The organism is Variovorax sp. KBS0712 (genome assembly GCF_006323185.2).
Taxonomy (GTDB): Bacteria; Pseudomonadota; Gammaproteobacteria; order Burkholderiales; family Burkholderiaceae_C; genus Variovorax; species Variovorax boronicumulans.
In genome coordinates this window covers 1450892-1468922 of sequence record NZ_VCCD02000001.1, presented here as the reverse complement: position 1 = coordinate 1468922, position 18031 = coordinate 1450892, and the positions used below count along the sequence as shown (strand labels likewise).

Here is an 18031-nt window from a genome sequence, read left to right as displayed (position 1 = left end):
CGCCAACCCACACGGGCCGCAGCGCATCGCTCGAACGATGCGGCGGTCCACCACCATCCTGCCGGGCCCGCGCAAGCGGCTCCCGGCACGCATCGGATTCCCCAACCGACGGAGACAAAGAAGATGCAAAGACGTTCCCTGATCCAGGCCGCCGCCGGCGCGGCCGCCACGCTGGGCGTGCCCCGGCTGTTCGCGCAGGAGTGGCCCACGGGCCCGGTGCGCATCGTGGTGGGCTTTCCACCGGGCGGCGGCACCGACGCGCTCGCGCGCGTGGTCGCGCAGAAACTCACGACGATGTGGGGCCAGCAGGTCATCGTCGAGAACAAGGCCGGCGTCGCCGGCGTGCTCGCGGCCGATTACGTGGCGCAGCAGCCCAGCGACGGCAGCACCCTGCTCATGGCCCACATCAACAGCCACGCGCTCGCCCCCAGCCTGCAGCCCAAGCTGCGCTACAACGTGGAGCGCGACTTCGTGCCGATCGTGCTCGTGGGCGTCACGCCCAACCTGCTCATCGCCAACCCGGGCCAGAAGGCCTTGAACGTGAAAGACATCGTCGCCGCCTGCAAGGCCGCGCCCGGCACCGTGAGCTTCGGCTCGGCCGGCGCGGGCTCGGCGCAGCACCTGGCGCTGGAGATGTTCAAGCTGCAGGGCGGCGTCGATGCGTTGCACGTGCCGTACAAGGGCAGCGGCCCGCTGCTGGCCGACCTGATGGGCGGGCAGATCCAGTACAGCTTCGAGACCATGACCGCCGCCACCCCGCACGTGAAGAACGGCCGTGTGCTCGCTGTCGCGCAAACGCGCACCAAGCGTGCCAAGGGCCATCCGAACGTGCCGACGATGCAGGAGCAAGGCTTCGCAGGTTTCGAAGCGACCACCTGGTACGGCCTGGCCGGCCCCGGCAAGCTGCCCCCGGCCATCGCGCAGAAGGTGAACCGCGACGTCAACACCGTGCTCGCGATGCCCGATGTGCAGGAACGGCTCGACACCTACGGCGCGGAAGACGGCGGCGGTTCACAGGACAAGTTCAAGCAGTTCATCAGCACCGAGATCGCCAAGTGGGCGAAAGTCGTCAAGGACGGCAAGGTGCAGGTCGAGACTTGAGGCTTTTGTTCAGGGCGACGCTCACGCCGACGGGGCACCTTGCTCCGCGAATGTCCCCCGGGGCTGCGCCCCTCCTCCTTGATTTCGCTGCGCAAGGCACCCCGTCGGCGTGAGCGAGTTCAGAGCGGTTGTTGATCGGCCGCACACCAACAGCGCGTCCATGTGCCCAGGACACTGGGTGCTTCCCGCAGCGAAATCAAGGAGGAGCCGAAGGCGGGGGACATTCGCGGAGGGAAGTACCCGGTGGCCTGGGCACGCGCCCTGAACAAACGACCCCCAAAAGAAACTGAGAAGATCCAAAAATGACGCCCGACCAAAAAGCCCTCACCGAAGCCCTCATCGCCGCACGCCAGGCCAACCGCACGCTCGACGCCACCCCGTGGACCGATGCCCTGCCAGACGCACCTCAAGCGTATGAAGTGCAAGACGCCGTAGCCGCGGCCCTCGGCTGGTTCGACGGTGTTCCAAAGACCTGGAAGTCCGGCGGCGGCTCCCGCAGCGCCACCCTCACGCACGCTCCGCTGCCCCCACATGGCGTGCGTCAGAGCCCCGCCAATTTCAGCGACCTCACATTCCACACCCCCGGCATCGAGGCAGAAATTGCATTGCGCCTCGGCCAGGACGTCACCCCCGCCCAAGCCGCCGCACTCGACCACGACAACTCGGCAGCCCTCATCGACGCCATGGCCGTCTCCGTCGAAATCGTCGATGCGCGCTGGCAAGACCTGGCCGCCACACCCGCCCTGTTGCGCCTGGCCGATTCGCAAGTCCACGGCGCACTCGTGCTCGGCGACTGGCAACCGTACGCCGCCGTCGACTGGGCCTCGCAGCGCTGCGAAACGAAGATCGGCGACGCAGAAACGGTGGTGCGCGAAGGCACGCATCCGCTGGCCGATCCGGCATGGCTGTTGCCGATCTGGCTGCGCCACCTCACGCGCCACGGCCAGACCGTGCCCGCCGGCACCGTCGTCACCACCGGCTCGTGGGTCGGCGTGCTGCCCTGCCGCCGCGGCGATCAGGTGACGGCCGAGTTCCCCGGCATCGGCGCCGTGCGCTTGAGCGTGTAACGCCCGCCGCCCACGCCCGAGCACGCCACCAGGAAATCGAGCACCGCCCGCACCCGCGCGGGCAGCGTGCCGGCCTTGCCGATGTACACCGCGTGGATCGGCTCGATCTCGCCCGGGTTGAACTCTTCGAGGAGCGGCACCAGCCGGCCGGCATCGATGTCGTGCTGGATGTGATACAGCGACAACCGAGCCACACCCGCCCCCGCGATCGCCAGCTGCCGCAGCGTCTCGCCGTCGCCCGCGCGCACCGGCCCCGCCACCGGCAGCATCACCATGCGGCCATCGACACGCAACGGCCAGTCGGGCGTGTTGCGCCGGTAGCTCCAGCCCAGCCGGTTGTGCGCCTCCAGCTCCTGCGGCGTGCGCGGCGTGCCGTACTTCGCCAGGTAGTCCGGCGCAGCCACGATGGCCTGGCTGGTTTCGCCCAGGCGCCGCGCCACCAGGTCGGACGACGGCAACTGGCCCCAGCGGATCGCGATGTCGGCGCGCTCGTCCATCAGGTCGACGATGCGGTCGGTCAGCGCAATGTCGAGCGTGATCTGCGGATGCATCTCGAGCAGGCGCGGTACCAGCGGCACCAGCTTGTGGTGCCCGAAGGACACGCTGGCGTTGATGCTCACCCGCCCGCGCGGCGCCGCACCGGCCGCGGCGCAACGCTCGGCCTCGTCCATGTCGGCCAGCACGCGCGTGCTGCGCTCGTAGAAATGCAGCCCCTCGGGCGTGAGCTGCAGCTTGCGTGTGGAGCGGTGCACCAGCTGGATGCCCAGGCGCAGCTCGAGCCGCGCCACCAGCTTGCTGACCGCCGAGGGCGTCATGTCCAGCAGCCGCGCCGCCGCCGAGAAACCGCCCGCCTCCACCACCTGCACGAAGGCCTCCATTTCGCCGGAGCGGTTGACGTCGATGCGCGGCATGGGCTTCCTTGTCTGTGACTTGAATTCACAAGTGCATGTACTCGCGGCATTCTAGTCATCGAGGCCGATCATCCGCACAGTACAGGCATCATGCCCATCGCTCTTCTTGCCCTCACCGCCGGTGCCTTCGGAATAGGCACCACCGAATTCGTCATCATGGGCCTGCTCCTGCAGGTGTCGACGGATCTTCACGTCTCCATCACGGCCGCCGGCCTGCTGATCTCGGGCTACGCGCTCGGGGTCGCGGTCGGCGCGCCCGTGCTCACCATCGCCACCCGCAAACTGCCCCGCAAGACCGTGCTGCTTGCGCTGATGGCGATCTTCACGCTCGGCAACCTCGCCTGTGCGCTGGCGCCCAACTACGAGATGCTGATGGCCGCGCGCGTCATCACCTCGCTGGCGCACGGCACTTTCTTCGGCGTCGGCTCGGTGGTCGCCACCGGCCTCGTGGCGCCCGAGCGCCGCGCCTCGGCCATCGCGATCATGTTCACCGGCCTCACCGCCGCCACGCTGCTGGGCGTGCCGGCCGGCGCATGGCTGGGCCTGCAGCTGGGCTGGCGCTCGACCTTCTGGGCGGTGACGCTGATCGGCGTGCTGGCCTTCGTGGTGCTCGCGGCCTTCGTGCCCCGCATGAAGGGCGAAGCCAAGCCGGCACCGCTGCGCGAAGAGCTGGCCGTGCTCGCCCGCCCGCAGGTGCTGCTGGGCCTGGCGATGACGGTGCTCGGCTTTGCCGGCGTGTTCGTGGTCTACACCTACATCCAGCCGCTGCTGACGCAGGTCACCGGGCTCTCGGAATCGGCCGTGTCACCGATCCTGCTGGTGTTCGGCGGCGGCCTGGCCGTCGGCAACATCCTGGGCGGCAAGCTGGCCGACCGCGCACCGATGGCCGCCGTGCTCGGCACGCTGGTGGCGCTGGCCGTGGTGCTCGGCGCGATGCAGTTCACCATCGGCACGCCGTTCACCGCCGTGGTCTTCGTCGGCCTGCTCGGCGTGGCCTCGTTCGCCACGGTGGCGCCTGATGCAGCTGCGCGTGCTCGAGAAGGCCTCGGGCGCGGGCCAGAACCTCGCCTCGAGCCTGAACATCGCGGCCTTCAACCTCGGCAACGCGCTGGGTGCCTGGGTCGGCGGCGTGACGATCGACCACGGCCCGGGGCTGCGTGCGCTGGGCTGGGTGGCCGCGCTGCTCACACTCGTGGGCCTGGCGATCGCGCTGTGGAGCCGCGCGCTCGACCGCCGGGCACAGAAGACCGGTCAGCTGCCGGCCGACGGCGCCTCGGCACGGGCCTGATCCTGCACCCCCAGGCGGCGCGCGAAGAACGAAAGGATCTCGTCGCGCGCTGCAATCGTCGGCTGGCCGGCCTCGTCGATCAGGTGCGCCGTCACCACGCTGTGCGGGCTGGCCACCACCTGCGAGAAGAACGACGGCAGGTCGCGCGTGTTGGCCGCGCTGTCGGGCAGCACGCGGGCCACGAAGCGGTCGCCCAGCGCGTCGGCATACGCCGCAAAGCGCTGGGCCCGGCAGAAGCGGTCGCCCTCGAAGCGGTAGGCCATCACGGTCAGGTCCTCGCGCTCCAGGCGCTGGCGCACCTGGGCGATCTCTTCCTGCGAGATCTCGATGCCGCCGGGGTTGTCCAGCGGCAGCGACGGCTGCGACAGCACGGGCGCCAGCACGGCAGGCTCCAGCATCATGGTGAGCGCGAAGTTGCCGGTGAAGCACATGCCGATGGCGCCCACGCCGGGCCCGCCGCACTCCGCATGCGCCAGCCGCGCGAGCGCGCGCAGCCACTGCGTCACCGGGCTCGAGGCGTTGCCCGCGAAGGCGCGGAACTCGGCGCTCACGCAGGCACGCTGGAACACGGCCTTGCCCTCTTCCGCATCCGGCACCGCGCCATCGCGGCCGAACATCGACGGCATGTAGACCGTGAAGCCGGCGTCGCGCACCCAGCGGGCGAAACGCGCCACGTGCGGGCTGATGCCGGGCATCTCGGTCATCACGATCACGGCCGGGCCGGTGCCGGCCACGTAGACCGTCTTGGTGGCGCCGTCGAGCGCGATCTCGCGGCGGGTGAAGTCGTCGAGCGGGTCGGTCATGGCAAGGCCTCCTGGGCGTTCAGGGGGGCGCCGTGAGGAGCAAGGGCAAGGATGTGGGACACGAAAGCACTTTCGGTGTTGCGACGATGCCCATTGCACCCGAGCACGCACTAGACTGCCAGTGTCCATTCAGACGCCTATCGAGCGTTTTCTGCCATGCACGACTTCACCGTCCTCGTTCTTCCGGGCAGCTTCGCCACCAGCACCGCCGTCACGCTCGACGTGCTGGCGGCCGCCGCCACGCTCGCGCCGCGCCACCGGATGCCCCGCCCCACCTGGCGCGTGGTGTCGCCCGATGGTGGCAGCGTGCCGCTGAGCAACGGCCTGCGGATCGACACCCTCGCCATGCCCCGCCGCGCGCGCGCCGACGGCTCGACGTGGATCGTGCCCGGCCTCGGTGTCGACAAACCGGCCGACCTCGCACTGCGCCTGACCGACGACCACGCCCGCGCCGCCATCGACGCCGTGCGGCCATGCCGCACGCGGCGGCGCGGTCGCGGCCTCGTGCTCGGCCGTGTTCCTGCTGCAGGCGGCCGGCCTGCTGCATGCGCGCCGCGTCACCACCTCGTGGTGGCTGGCGCCCGAGCTGCGCCGGCTCGAACCGGCCTGCCATGTCGACGCCGACCGCATGGTCTGCGCCGACGGGCCGGTGAGCACCGCGGGCGCGGCCTTCGCGCAGTCGGACCTCATGCTGCATCTGCTGCGCACGCGCTTCGGCCCCGCGCTGGCCGAGGCCGTGAGCAAGGTGCTGCTGATCGACGGCCGCCAGGCGCAGGCCCCCTTCGTCGTGCCGTCGATGCTGTCCAACGGCAACGAGCTGGTCGCGCGCCTCACGCGGCGCATCGAGGCCGCGCTGCCCACGCCGCCCAGCGTGGCCGCGCTGGCCGAAGAGTTCGCGATGTCGCAGCGCACGCTGGCCCGGCGCGTGCGCGCCGCCACCGGCTTGGGGGCGCTGGCGCTGGTGCAGAGCGTGCGGCTGAACCGCGCGCGCATGCTCATCGAAAGCAGCCGCATGACCATCGAGCAGGTCGCGGCGCAGGTCGGCTACGAAGACGCCACGGCGCTGCGGCGGCTGATGCGCAAGTCGGCCGGTGCGCCGCCGAGCCGGTTCCGGTCGGCGCTGCAGGCAGCGTGAGGCGCTTGCCGCAGAATGCGCCGCACCATGAACCGTCCGTCTGTCACCCTCCGCCCCGCCACCGCAGCCGACGCGCACACGCTTGCCGCGCTCGCGATCCAGGTCTGGCTCGACACCTACGCCACCGACGGCGTGAACGACGTGCTTGGGCGCTACGTGCTCTCGACCTTCACGCCGGCCGCGTTCGCCGCGTGGTCGGAATCGCCTCAGGTTGCGCTGCGCGTGGCGCAGGTCGGCGACCAGCTCGTGGGCTATGCGCTGCTGCAGTTCGGCGCCGCGCAGCCGCTGGTGCCCGGCTGCGACACCGAGCTGCGCACGCTCTACGTGCAGTCAGCCTTCCAGCGCAGCGGCGTCGGGGCGATGCTGCTGCGCGAAGCCCGCAGCACTGCCCACGCGCGCACGGGCAGCGACGGCCTGTGGCTCGCGGTGTACGCGAAGAACCCGCGCGCGGTCGCGTTCTACGAAAAGCAGGGCTTGGTCGCGATGGGGCTCACGCAGTTCATGCTCGGCGGCAAGCCGCACGACAACCACGTGATGGCGACGCCGGGCCGCTGATCAGCCCAGCGGCAGCTCGATGCAGGCGGCCAGCGGCACTTCCGTGATGCGCTCGCTGCTCGCCACCACCACCGCCCGCCCCGGCTGCGCAACGCGCCGTTCGATGGCCCGCCAGAGGCCGTGGATCGAACGCGCATCGAGCGCACCGACCGGGTCGTCGAGCAGCACCACGGGCCGCCCCGACGCGAGCGCGGCGGCCAGCCCGACCTTGCGGCGCGAACCGGTCGACAGCATGAACATCTGCTTTTCCAGATGCGGCACGAGCGAGAAGGCCTCGACCAGGCGCTGCCATTCGGCCTTGTCGAACCCCGCATCGCCCTCGCCCAGCAAGGCCGTGCAGGCCTGCACGCCGAGCTGATCGAAGGCTTCCGATGCCGGCTCGCAGAAGAAGACCTGGCGCCGGTAGGCCGCGGGTTCGGCGTCGAGCGCCACGCCGGCCGCGCGCAGTTGCCCGGCCGATGCGGGCTGCTGCCCCGCCAGCACGCGCAGCAAGGTCGACTTGCCGCTGCCGGTGTCGCCGTACAGCAGCGTGACGCCCTCGCCGATGGCGGCGGACCAGCCATCGGCCAACGCCGGCTGGTCGGGGTACGCGAAGCGCAGGTTCTGGATCTCGAGGAGAGAGGGAGCTATGGAAAGCCTCATGCGGAATTTGTATCTGTAACGCTAGACTGAACGCCATTTGTAACCGCACCCGCCGCGAGTCGGGCAGGACAGGACACAACGCCGTGAGTCTCTCCGATCTTCTGGGCAGCGCCTGGCAGGGCCTGCGCACCGCATCGAACCCCGACGAGACGCCGGCCGCCGAAGGCCTCGAAGACTGCGTCGTCTTCTTCGCCTGGAGCGACGGCACGACGCAGGCGCGGGTGATGTCCGGACGCGGCCAGGACCTCGAGACCGCGTGGGCACAAGGCACGCGGGCGCTCGAAGCGCAGGCCACGGGCGTGCCGCGCGACCTGCGCGTCGACTGGGTCCGCCGCCTGCGTCCGCTGCGCTGGGCTGCGTTCAAGGACGGCCTGGACTTCCCTGCCACCGAAGGCCTGGCCTTCGACGCGCGATGCGAGTCCGCCCTGCTCGCCCCGCAGGTCGACAGCCAGCGCCGGCGCCTCCTCAACGCCCCCACCGACGACGACACCACCGTGTGGGCCTTCCAGACCCGCGCGGTGCACGTGGACGCCAGTGGCGTGCACGTCCTCGCCGCCGACGGCCATCGCGAACTGCAGCCCATCGACGTGGCCTTGCTGCGCCGCCTCGTCGCGGCCGGCGCGGACCATCTCGCCGCCCGCGTGCAAGCAGACGGCACGCTCGCACCGAGCACGCCCGATGCCGACGCCCCCGCGCCGCCGACCACGCCCACGCCGCGCGCGCTGCTGGAGGCCTGGGACCCGGCGCAGGCCGAAACCCGGCAGGCCGCGATCCACCGCGCGCTCGCGCGGCTGACGCGCACACTGATCCGGCCGGCCGCGCTGCCCAACGGCACGCACGTCGCCTGCCTCGTGGAGCCCGGCAGCAACGACACCTCGCTGGGCGCCAACGCCGCCTGCATCGGCGCGCTGGTGCGCTACACCGAGCTCAGCCGCGACCGGCGCTACCTGCCGCTGCTCGACCAGCTCGCGCGCACCGTGCTGCACATGCAGGACCCGATCTCCGGCCGCTTCGCCCACACGCTGCACCACCCGTCGATGGCCGAGAAGGCCGAAGCGCCCGGCGATGCGCGCGAGGACGACAAGGCCGTCGTCGCGTTGCTGCGTCTGTACGGCCTCACGGGCAACCGCCGCTGGTTCGGCGCCGTCGAAAAGGCCTTCGAGCATTTCGTCGCCGCCAGCTACGCCAACGCACAAGACCACGCGCTGTGCCGCGCCACCAGCGCGTTCGCGCGCTACCGGCCCGAGCCGCGCCACTTCCAGTTCGGCCTGCAGAACCTCCACGCTTCGCTCGACTTCGCGCTCGCACAGACCACCGCCGTGGCGGCCCTGCCGGCCCAGCTGGCGGCCGGCGCCGAACTGGTCGCGCGGCTCGACGCCAACCCCGCCCAGCAGCCGCTGCTCGACGGGCTCGACCGCGTCGCGCTGCACCGTGCGCTGCTGCACAGCATGCAGCGCCTCGCCGACAGCCACGCCGGGCCCGAGCGCGCGATGTTCTTCGCGCAGCCGGCGGCCGTCGAAGGCAGCTTCTTCGGCGACACGGCGCAGGCGCTTGCCGACGCCATGGCCTGCCTGAAGCTGATGCAGTCGCCGGCCGGCGCGCCGTTGCGCGACGAGGCCCTGGCCGAGGCCATGCGCACCGCCGCGCGGCAGCCGCTGGTCGACGCGGTGCTCGATGCCGTGCCGCGCGACGTCCGCTTCACCCACCCGCTCACGCTCGGCCCGCTGCGCCTGCTCGGTGCGCGCGTGCGCCCGCGCGAGATGACCGGCCCCGGCCCGCTCACCGTCGAGACCTGGTGGCAGGCCGACTCGCCCGTCGACACCGACTGGCGCCTGGACATCGGCACGCGCCCCGCCACCTGCGTCACCGCGCCGGCCTGGGGCCTGTCGACCGGCCATGCGCCCTGCCAGGGCCGCCATCCCGTCAGCCGGTGGACGCCGGGCAAGGTCTACCGCGACGTCCACGTGCTGCGCCCGCCGCTGGCCACGCGGCTGTACGACGTCGACATGCAGATGGAAGCCGGCCTGATCGGCCCCGGCCAGCGCATCGAGCGCCTGCGCATGCCGCGCTTCTTCGACTTCGTCGTGCAGGAAGGCAAAGGCGTCGCCGGCGCCGATGTGGCGCTATCCGCCGGTGCCGCGCTACCGCGTCGTCGCGCCCGCGTCGCTGCCGCCCGACCAGCCGGGCGAGCCGCGCCAGACCTGGAACGCCGCGCAGATCGAAGCCGTGACGGGCGGCACCTGGCATGTGGCCCCGCCGCCGGGCTGGTTCATTCGCTCGCTCACGCGCGGCGAAGGCCACACGCCGCTGGTGCCGCCGCCCACGATGTTCGTCGCCTCCGACTACTGGACCCTCGCGACCCACGAGCGCTTCGGCGACAACGAGAGCGAGCGCAATTGGGACTGGTCGGAGTCGGTCGCGCGCATGCAGCCCACGCTGGCCGGCGCGGTGCTGCGCAAGCCCGTCCCGGGCCTGGCGCCCGACTTCCCGGTGCTGCTGGTCGACGACCCGATCCAGGCGCTGGTCGAGCTGGGCATTGCCGCGCGCGAACGGCTGCAGGGCAAGGTCATCGGCATCACGGGCAGCGCGGGCAAGACCTCGGTGTGCCACATGCTCGACCACGCCTTCGCGCCCACGCACACGCGCTTCGCGACCATCGACAACTACAACTCGCGCGTGGGCATGCTGTCGATGCTGGCCAACACGCCCGCGCAGACCGACCTGGTGATCCTGGAGGTGGCCGTCAGCGCGATCAACGCGGTCGACTACCAGAACATCAAGCGCGTGCGGCCCGACCTGGCCGTGCTCACGAACATCACGGCCTCGCACCTGGGCGAAGGCGAAACCGTGATGGACGTCGCGCGCCGCAAGGCCAACATCTTCGAGGGCATGCAGCCCGGTGCCTGGGCCGTGATCTGCACCGACACCGACCACTTCGACTACCTCGTGGAGCGTGCGCGGGCGCGCGAGCTGCGCGTGCTGACCTACGGCAGCGCCGCATCGGCCGACTTCCGGCTCGACGCGCACGACCCGGCCACCGGCCACGTCCGCGCCAGCCGCCCCCACAGCGACGGCCAGCGCTTCGAATACACGCTCGGCGCCAAGGGCCGCCACATGGCTGTCAACAGCCTCGTGTGCTTCGCCGTGGCGCATGCGCTGTCGCTCGACAGCGGGCGCGTGCCCGAGCAGCTGGCCTCGTTCGCCGCCGTGAAGGGGCGCGGGCAGGAGCTGTCGTTCACGCTCGGCCACAGGCGCTTTCGCGTCATCGACGAGTCGTACAACGCCAACCCGCTGTCGATGACGGCGGCGCTGGCCTCGCTGGCCGACCGGCCCGACGAACAGGGCCGCAAGCTGCTCGTGCTCGGCGACATGAAGGAGCTGGGCGACGACACGCAGCGCCACCACGATGCGCTCGTCGAGCCCATCGTCCAGTGCCATCCGGCGCGCGTGTTCCTGCTGGGCGAGTGCATGACGCGGCTGCACGAGCGCCTCGCCGCCGCCTTGCCGCAGGGCGCCACCGTGCAGGCCTTCGACACGCTGGAGGCGTTGGAGCGCGCGCTGCTCGAACAGGTCGCCACCGACGACACCGTGCTCTTCAAGAGCTCCAACGGCACGGGGCTATGGCAGATCGTTCGCAACATGACCGAGCGGCAGGAAGAAGAAAAGGAAAAAGAGCAGCAACAACAGGCGCGCCTCGCGCGCGAACGCGCGGCAGCAGCGGCTGCTGCGGCGGCAATGCCGAAACCGCCCGCGCTTCCCCCCATGCCCCAACCGCCCACCGTCGTGATCCGGCGCACCGGTTCGCCGGCGGAGAGCGCGCAGCCCACGCCGAGCTGGGTGCTGTACGACCTCACGCACGACCGGCTGCTGACCCATCAGCCTTCAGAACACAGCTTTGTGCCCGCCTCGCTGTCGAAGCTGGTCACCGCCGCGCTGGTCGAGCAGAAGCTGCGCGACGACCGGCTCGACCGCCACGCCGAAGCCGTGCAGGTGCCCGTCGACCCCGTACCCGCGCGCGACGATCCGTCGGCCGCGCTGTATGCAGCCGATGCGCCGCCGCTGCCCGTGCATCGCCTGCTCGAAGCGGCGCTGGTCGTGTCGTCCAACAAGGCGGCGCTCACGCTGGCGTCGTGGCACAGCGGCGACTTCGACAGCTTCGTCGCGGCGATGAACCGCCAGGCGCAGGCCTGGGGCATGCACGACACGCACTTCGCCTGCCCCGCCGGCCTGGTGCGCACGGCGCGCACCACCGCGGTCGACATGCTCACGATGGCGCGCCATGTGCTGCACGACTTTCCGGCGCTGCTCGAAATGGCCGGCAAGGACCGGCTCGACGGCGTGTCCGCCGAAGCCCCGAGCACCAACCTGCTGCTGGGCCGCGTGCCCGGCGTGGACGGCCTGAAGACCGGCTCGCTCCCGGGCCTGGGCGCGCACCTGATCGCCACCGCGCAGCGCGACCAGCGCCGGCTGGTGTCGGTCGTGCTCGGTGCGCCGGATCGCCAGACCTGTGCGCGATTGTCGGCGTTGCTGTTGCAGCGTGGGTTCGAGACGCCGGCGGCGCCTGGGCTGCAGTGAAATCAGCGCCGCAGCGTCAGGCGAACCTCGTGTTCCATCCGATGCAGACAGGCCTGAGCGAACGCCAAACGAACCACGGTCGACTCGGGCGCCGTGGTCAGGAACAGATAGCCCGGCCCCACCCGCGTTGGCATCAAGGTCATCCGTCCATCGCGGATTTCGTGCATGACCATGATGTCCCCAGGGTTCTCGCCGACCTTGCCCAGCGCCGCCAGATCGTCGCGCGTGATGCAGACCACGGACGTGTCGAACTCCGCCAGCATCTTCGTTCGATAGTGAGGCGGTGAACCGTACAAGACCGACACCGACGCGAAGCCGATAGCATTCCCCGGTAAAGGCTTCAGGCGCGCGAAGCGGTGCGTCAACGACGCCATGTCGCCCTCGAGTTCCAACCCCAGCCGCCGGGTCCGTTCTGGAAACGGGGTTTCGGTGTCCACCAGAAAGCGGCGATAGCCCTCGACCACCGACGCGGCATCTTTCGGCGTCGTGGCGCATCCGGCCATCGACAGCAATGTCACGGCGGCCAGCGGCAGCAGGAAAGGGAATTTCATGTCGCCGTGCCCAACGGCTGCAACCCCTTCACCCACTCGAACACCGCCGCCACGTTCGGATCGTCTCGCCGCGCCTGCGGGCACACCAGGTAGAACGGCGAGCCCTGCAGCACCGGCCCGAAGGGCTGCACCAGGTTACCCGCGCGCAGTTCGTCGGCGATGAGCGCCAGGCCCATCAGCGCCACGCCCTGCCCCTGCAGCGCGGCCGAGACGGTGTGGGTCTCGTCGGAGAACACGGGGCCGGCCGTCACGTCCAGGCCGGGCACCTGGGCCACCTGCTGCCATGCGGCCCAGGTGCCGGGCTGGGTCTTGCTGTTCGGCACCGCGAAATGCAGCAGCGTGTGCTTCACGAGGTCGGCCGGGCGGCGCAGCTTGAGCGCGGGGCTGCAGGCCGGTGCGAAGACGGTGTCGAACAGCTTCTCGGCCACCAGGCCCGGCCACTGGCCCTTGCCGTAGCGAATGGCGACGTCGGCCGTGAGGCCGTCCAGCGGCACGGCGTCGTGCGAGGCGTGGATGCGCAGGTCGAGCCGGGGATGCGCCGCGCGCAGCGCCCCCACGCGCGGCAGCAGCCAGCGCGCGGCGACGGCGGGCGTGGTCGACAGCGTGATGGCACTGCGCTCGGGCGGCGCCCGCAGGCGTGCCACGGCCTGGGCCATGGCTGCGAACGAATCGCTCAGCACCGCCTGCAGCTCGCGGCCCTGCGGCGTCAGCACGAGCTGGCGCGGCTGGCGCACGAACAGTGCCACGCCCAGCGACTCCTCGAGCTGGCGCACCTGGTGGCTGATGGCCGTGGGCGTGACCGACAACTCGTTCGCCGCGAGCTTGGCGCTGCAATGGCGCGCGGCGGCCTCGAAGGCGCGCAGCGAGGCCAGCGGAGGCAGGGAATGCAGGAGGGCCATGGCGTGCTGATAGATGAATTGAATTTTCTGCAGCGAGAAAAATTCGTCGTTTGTCCGGCCACGGATGCTTCGATAGATTGGGAACCGTGTCAAGCAGACAGCTGAATTCCCTTCATCCAACCGAGGACCACGCCATGACCACCACCACCCTGCTCCACATCGATGCCAGCCCCCGTTCCGGCCGTTCGGGCTCGGTCGTCCACGGCTCGCATTCGCGCCGCCTGAGCCACCACTTCGTCAGCACCTGGCAGGCGGCCCGCCCGCAGGACGAGGTGATCTACCGTGACTTCGGCATCGCGCCGCCGCAGGCGGTCACCGGCGACTGGATCCACAGCGCCTACACGCCCGCCGAAGCGCGCGAACCCTGGATGCACGAGGTGCTGGCCGAAAGCGACACCTTCATTGCCGAGCTGCGCCGCGCCGACGTGATCGTCATGGGCACGCCCATGTACAACTACAGCGCCCCGGCCACCGTGAAGGCGTGGATCGACAACATCGTGCGCGTCGGCGAGACCTTCGACATGGACCCGAGCCTGGACGACCCCTACGTGCCGCTGCTGGCCGAGCGCCCGCGCCGCACGGTGCTGCTCACCGCGCACGGCAGCAGCGGCTTCGGGCCCGGCGGCATGCAGGCGCATCTGAATTTCCTGGTGCCGGGCGTGAAGGCCGCGCTGGGCCTGGTCGGGCTGCGCGAGGTGCACGACATCGCGGTCGAGCATGCGGAAGACCGCGGCGACCTGCTGGAACGTTCGATGGCCGAGGCGCTGTCGGGCATCGATCAATTGGTGCGCGACCTGCAGGCGAAGGTGCAGGCCGGCTGAAGGCGGCCCGCGAGGGGCCGCCTCAGGAAGGGATCAGGCGGAACGGAGTTGCTCGCGCAGCTTCTGGCCGATCTCGGGGCGCTCGAGGAACGGGTCGGCCGGGTTGGTGATCGACACGATGTTCTCCATGCGGCTCTTCACGTTGCCCAGCGCCTTGGGGTGGCTGAACACGTAGAACTGGTTGTCGCTGATGGCTTCGAACACCTTGTGCGCCACCTCGGCGGCCGTGATCTTGCCGCTGCTCACCGCCTTGTTGCTCATGGCCTGGCCGATGAGCTGGCTCTTGGTGAGCTCGGTGTCCTTCGGTGCGTTCGGGCGGTTGCGCTCGCTGCTCGTGATGCCGGTGGGCACGAAGTACGGGCACAGCAGGCTGGCGCCGATCTGGTCGGTGACCAGGTTCAGGTCCTGGTACATGGTTTCGGTCAGGCTCACGACGGCGGCCTTGGCCGCGTTGTAGATGCCCATGTTGGGCGGCGTGAGCAGGCCGGCCATGCTGGCGGTGTTGGTGATGTGGCCGCGGTAGCTCGGGTCCTTGGCGGCGGCCTCGAGCATCATCGGCGTGAACAGGCGCACGCCGTGGATCACGCCCCACAGGTCGACGCCCAACACCCATTCCCAGTCGGCCACGGTGTTTTCCCACACCAGGCCACCGGCGCCCACGCCGGCGTTGTTGAACACGAAGTGCGGCGCGCCGAAGCGCTCCTTGACGGCAGCGGCCAGCGCTTCCATCTGGGCCGCGTCGGACACGTCGACCTTGCGCGCCAGCACCTGGACGCCCAGGGCTTCCATTTCTGCCTTGGCCTTGTCGAGTGCGTCCTGCTGCACGTCGACCAGCACGAGGTTCATGCCGCGGGCGGCGCCGATGCGCGCGCATTCGAGGCCGAAGCCCGAGCCTGCGCCGGTGAGTACGGCGGTCTTGCCCTTGAAGTCCTGGATCATTTGCCGGTGTCCTTGTCTCTGACGTTGAAGCGGAAGCCCCTATTGAAATACGGAACGCGCGCCGGCGCAGTCACGAAGGTGCCCGTCGCACGCGGATCTTTCGCTCATCAGGCCTCTGCTTTCTTCAACACATACCCGATGCGCGGAAAGTGCACATGCACCGTGCCCGTGCGCTCGCTGCTGCGCTCCAGCGTGTAGTGGGTGCGCGTGGCAGCCACCAGCGTGCCCGCCGTCTCTTCGAGGCCGAAGCTCTCGGCGCGGATGGTGACGGCACTGCCCAGCGCAATGCCGTGGTCGTCCTGGAAGGTGCTGTCGGTCAGCAGCGTGTGCGGCGTGGCGGCCTTGGCGACGGCGATGGCCTCGTCGCTGGAGAACTTCGACGAGGTGCCGTGGCCGATGGCCGCCATGCGGTCCATCCAGTCGAGCACCGCGGGCGTCAGATCGAGGATGCCCTTCACCGCCTCGATGCGGCGCGTGTACCACAGCGGGTGGTAGGCCGAGAAGTCGGCGATGCACGGCACTTCGCCCAGCAGGAAGGGCTTGTCGTCGAGCATGTCGGACAGGCGGCGCAGGTACGACTTGTAGGCGCCGGTGGCGTCGGCCGGGCGCAGGCGCGTCATGTTGCCGGCGCTCATCTTGCCGCGGTCTTCGCCGAAGGCCTTGAGGGCTTCGGGCGGCGCCTTGGCGAACACCTCGGCGGCGCCCTTGGGCTGCAGGCTCCAGGCCATCGCGGCCCAGAACAGCGAGGTGTCGGCCCACTGCGCGAGGATGCGCGACATGCCCTTCTCGGGCTGCGGGTAGAGCGTGGGCTCGGGCTGCAGGTGCTCCAGCACGTCGGCGATGAGCGCGCTGTCGCAGTACATGTCGGCGCCGATCTGCAGGAACGGCGTCTTGCGGTAGCCGCCCGTGAGCACCTCCACGTCGGGCTTCGGCATGATCGGCGGAATGAAGACCGACTTCCACGGCAGCTTCTTCGCGCCGAGGATCGTGCGCACCTTTTCCGAGAACGGCGAGGTGGTGTAGTGGTGGAGGATGAGGTCGGCCATGGTGTCTTTCGTGGAGGTGTTCTTGTCGGGGCTCAGCGCGGCTGCGCCCGCTGGATGATCGAATCGAAATCGGTGCCCGCGCCCAGCGTGCCGAAGGCCTGGCCCCAGTCGCCGCCCAGGCGCGAGGCGCAGAAGGCATCGGCCACGGCGGCGGGCGCGGTCTGCACCAGCAAGGCGGCCTGCACAGCCAGCGCCACATCTTGTGCGAGGCGGCGTGCCTCGGTCTCGGAGGCCATGGCCTCGATGCGTGCGGGCAAGGCGTCGGCCAGGCGGTCGAGGGCGGCCTGCTGGCCGCGCGCGGGGGCCAGCTCGTGCGCCAGCGCGGCCACGGCGTCGCCCTTGCGCAGGCCGCGCAGCAGGTCGAGCGCCATGATGTTGCCGGCGCCCTCCCAGATGGAGTTGAGCGGCATCTCGCGGTAGATGCGCGCGAGGATGCCCTCGCCGCCCTCTTCCACGTAGCCGTTGCCGCCCAGGCACTCCATGGCCTCCTGCGCGAAGTGGCTGCCGCGCTTGCAGATCCAGAACTTGGCGACCGGCGTGAGCAGGCGCGCCATCAGGCGCTCGTGTTCGTCGCTTTGCTGGTCGAAAGCGCGGGCCAGACGAATGGCCAGGGCGGTGGCGGCTTCGCTTTCGAGCGCCAGGTCGGCCAGCACGTTCTTCATGAGCGGCTGTTCGACCAGCGGCTTGCCGAAAGCCTGGCGCTGCGCCGTGTGGTTCAGCGCGATGCCCAGCGCCTGGCGCATGAGGCCGCTGGTGCCGAGCGAGCAGTCGAGCCGCGTCATCGTGCCCATCTCGAGGATCTGCGGAATGCCGCGGCCCTCCTCGCCCACGAGCCAGGCACTGGCGCCGTGGAACTCGACCTCGGAGCTGGCGTTGGCCTTGTTGCCGAGCTTGTCCTTCAGGCGCTGGATGTGGATGGCATTGCGCGTGCCATCGGGCAGCACGCGCGGCAGGAAGAAGCACGACAGCCCGGCCGGCGCCTGCGCGAGGATGAGGAAGGCATCGCACATCGGCGCCGAGAAGAACCACTTGTGGCCCGTGATCGCGTAGCGCTCGCCCCAGGCGTCGCTGCCGTCGCGCACGGCCTGCGTGGTGTTGGCCCGCACGTCGGAGCCGCCCTGCTTCTCGGTCATGCCCATGCCCATGGTCACGCCGGGCTTGTCGTTCAACGGCTTGAGCGCGGGGTCGTACCAGAGGCTGGCGAGCTTCGGGCCCCAGTCGGCATGCACGCCCGCGTTGCCGCGCAAGGCGGGCGTGACGGCGTAAGTCATCGAGATCGGGCACAGGATGGACAGCTCCAGCTCGGTGAAGAGCATGAAGCCTGCTGCGCGCAGCACGTGCGGCGAGGCGGATGTGCCGGTCCACGGCGTGCCGTGCAGGCCCGCGCCGACCGCGGCGGTCATCAACGCGTGGTAGCTCGGATGGAACTCCACCTCGTCGATGCGACGGCCGAAGCGGTCGTGCGTGTGGAGTTCGGGCGTGTGGATGTTGGCCAGCCGCGCATGCGTCTGCATGGCGGCCGAGCCGAGGGTGGCGCCCAGTTCGTGCAGCTGCGTGGTCTGCAGCGTGGGCGCGTTGAATTTCAGCGCATCGCGCAGGGGGCGGTGGGTGTCGAAGAGGTTGTAGTCGACCAGCGGCGTGGGCTGGTTGAAGACCTCGTGCGTCGTGTCCATGACCGGCCTCCTTGCCGTGCGTTTC

General features: G+C 70.3%; 16 protein-coding genes and 1 pseudogene. 7 read left to right on the top strand and 10 right to left on the bottom strand.

All coding sequences use genetic code 11. The annotated features are described in order from the left end of the window. The first annotated feature begins 123 nt into the window (after positions 1-123). Together FFI97_RS06690 and FFI97_RS06685 are read left to right on the top strand one after the other, a co-directional pair. Positions 124-1101 carry a Bug family tripartite tricarboxylate transporter substrate binding protein gene (locus FFI97_RS06690; protein ID WP_139706596.1) on the top strand — a complete coding sequence of 326 codons (978 nt, stop codon included), beginning with the start codon at positions 124-126 and terminating at the stop codon, positions 1099-1101. A 302-nt stretch (positions 1102-1403) separates the two neighbouring features. Then, positions 1404-2168, top strand: a complete 765-nt coding sequence (locus FFI97_RS06685) for a fumarylacetoacetate hydrolase family protein (protein WP_139706594.1) — start codon at positions 1404-1406, stop codon at positions 2166-2168. Here FFI97_RS06685 and FFI97_RS06680 read toward each other — a convergent pair. After that, positions 2117-3079 carry a LysR substrate-binding domain-containing protein gene (locus FFI97_RS06680; protein ID WP_095948546.1) on the bottom strand — a complete coding sequence of 321 codons (963 nt, stop codon included), beginning with the start codon at positions 3077-3079 and terminating at the stop codon, positions 2117-2119. The two genes, FFI97_RS06685 and FFI97_RS06680, sit on opposite strands and share 52 nt — an antisense overlap. A 90-nt stretch (positions 3080-3169) precedes the next feature. On the opposite strand from FFI97_RS06680, the pseudogene FFI97_RS06675 reads away from it, so the two are divergent. Continuing rightward, positions 3170-4367: pseudogene (locus FFI97_RS06675) on the top strand (MFS transporter). Here FFI97_RS06675 and FFI97_RS06670 read toward each other — a convergent pair. Together FFI97_RS06670 and FFI97_RS34285 are read right to left on the bottom strand one after the other, a co-directional pair. After that, complete coding sequence (locus FFI97_RS06670; RefSeq protein WP_139706592.1) at positions 4331-5170, bottom strand: dienelactone hydrolase family protein; 840 nt, start codon at positions 5168-5170, stop codon at positions 4331-4333. The pseudogene FFI97_RS06675 and the gene FFI97_RS06670 overlap by 37 nt on opposite strands. A gap of 129 nt (positions 5171-5299) precedes the next feature. After that, positions 5300-5614 carry a hypothetical protein gene (locus FFI97_RS34285; RefSeq protein WP_313906258.1) on the bottom strand — a complete coding sequence of 105 codons (315 nt, stop codon included), beginning with the start codon at positions 5612-5614 and terminating at the stop codon, positions 5300-5302. Between the two features lie 70 nt (positions 5615-5684). On the opposite strand from FFI97_RS34285, the gene FFI97_RS34280 reads away from it, so the two are divergent. Beyond that, positions 5685-6305: a helix-turn-helix domain-containing protein gene (locus FFI97_RS34280; RefSeq protein WP_313906257.1), complete on the top strand. Its 621-nt coding sequence runs from the start codon at positions 5685-5687 to the stop codon at positions 6303-6305. A gap of 27 nt (positions 6306-6332) precedes the next feature. Next, positions 6333-6860: a GNAT family N-acetyltransferase gene (locus FFI97_RS06660; protein WP_260684921.1), complete on the top strand. Its 528-nt coding sequence runs from the start codon at positions 6333-6335 to the stop codon at positions 6858-6860. On the opposite strand, the gene FFI97_RS06655 is transcribed toward FFI97_RS06660, so the two are convergent. Both FFI97_RS06655 and FFI97_RS06650 read right to left on the bottom strand, forming a co-directional pair. Next, a complete protein-coding gene (locus FFI97_RS06655) occupies positions 6861-7502 on the bottom strand; it encodes an ATP-binding cassette domain-containing protein (protein ID WP_139701569.1) in 642 nt (213 codons plus the stop codon). It abuts the gene before it with no gap. Then, positions 7499-9400, bottom strand: a complete 1902-nt coding sequence (locus FFI97_RS06650; RefSeq protein ID WP_185993569.1) for a hypothetical protein — start codon at positions 9398-9400, stop codon at positions 7499-7501. The genes FFI97_RS06655 and FFI97_RS06650 overlap by 4 nt, the downstream gene beginning before the upstream one ends. A gap of 217 nt (positions 9401-9617) precedes the next feature. Between FFI97_RS06650 and FFI97_RS06645 the strand changes: the two genes are divergently transcribed. Next, complete coding sequence (locus FFI97_RS06645; RefSeq protein WP_144004385.1) at positions 9618-12077, top strand: Mur ligase family protein; 2460 nt, start codon at positions 9618-9620, stop codon at positions 12075-12077. A gap of 2 nt (positions 12078-12079) precedes the next feature. Here FFI97_RS06645 and FFI97_RS06640 read toward each other — a convergent pair whose 3' ends face one another. Together FFI97_RS06640 and gcvA are read right to left on the bottom strand one after the other, a co-directional pair. After that, complete coding sequence (locus tag FFI97_RS06640) at positions 12080-12628, bottom strand: hypothetical protein (protein WP_139701571.1); 549 nt, start codon at positions 12626-12628, stop codon at positions 12080-12082. Continuing rightward, complete coding sequence (gene gcvA / locus FFI97_RS06635; protein WP_139701572.1) at positions 12625-13527, bottom strand: transcriptional regulator GcvA; 903 nt, start codon at positions 13525-13527, stop codon at positions 12625-12627. The genes FFI97_RS06640 and gcvA overlap by 4 nt, the downstream gene beginning before the upstream one ends. Positions 13528-13661: 134 nt before the next feature. On the opposite strand from gcvA, the gene FFI97_RS06630 reads away from it, so the two are divergent. Next, positions 13662-14348, top strand: a complete 687-nt coding sequence (locus FFI97_RS06630) for an FMN-dependent NADH-azoreductase (RefSeq protein WP_139701573.1) — start codon at positions 13662-13664, stop codon at positions 14346-14348. Between the two features lie 33 nt (positions 14349-14381). On the opposite strand, the gene FFI97_RS06625 is transcribed toward FFI97_RS06630, so the two are convergent. From FFI97_RS06625 to FFI97_RS06615, 3 genes are all read right to left on the bottom strand, one after another. Continuing rightward, entirely contained in the window at positions 14382-15287 is a 906-nt protein-coding gene (locus FFI97_RS06625) for an SDR family oxidoreductase (protein ID WP_062471360.1), read from the bottom strand. Between the two features lie 107 nt (positions 15288-15394). Continuing rightward, positions 15395-16333, bottom strand: a complete 939-nt coding sequence (locus tag FFI97_RS06620; RefSeq protein ID WP_139701574.1) for a glutathione S-transferase family protein — start codon at positions 16331-16333, stop codon at positions 15395-15397. A gap of 32 nt (positions 16334-16365) precedes the next feature. Further along, the gene (locus tag FFI97_RS06615) at positions 16366-18006 is read right to left on the bottom strand and encodes an isovaleryl-CoA dehydrogenase (RefSeq protein ID WP_139701575.1); all 1641 of its coding nucleotides are present in this window, start codon (positions 18004-18006) and stop codon (positions 16366-16368) included. Positions 18007-18031: the final 25 nt, after the last annotated feature.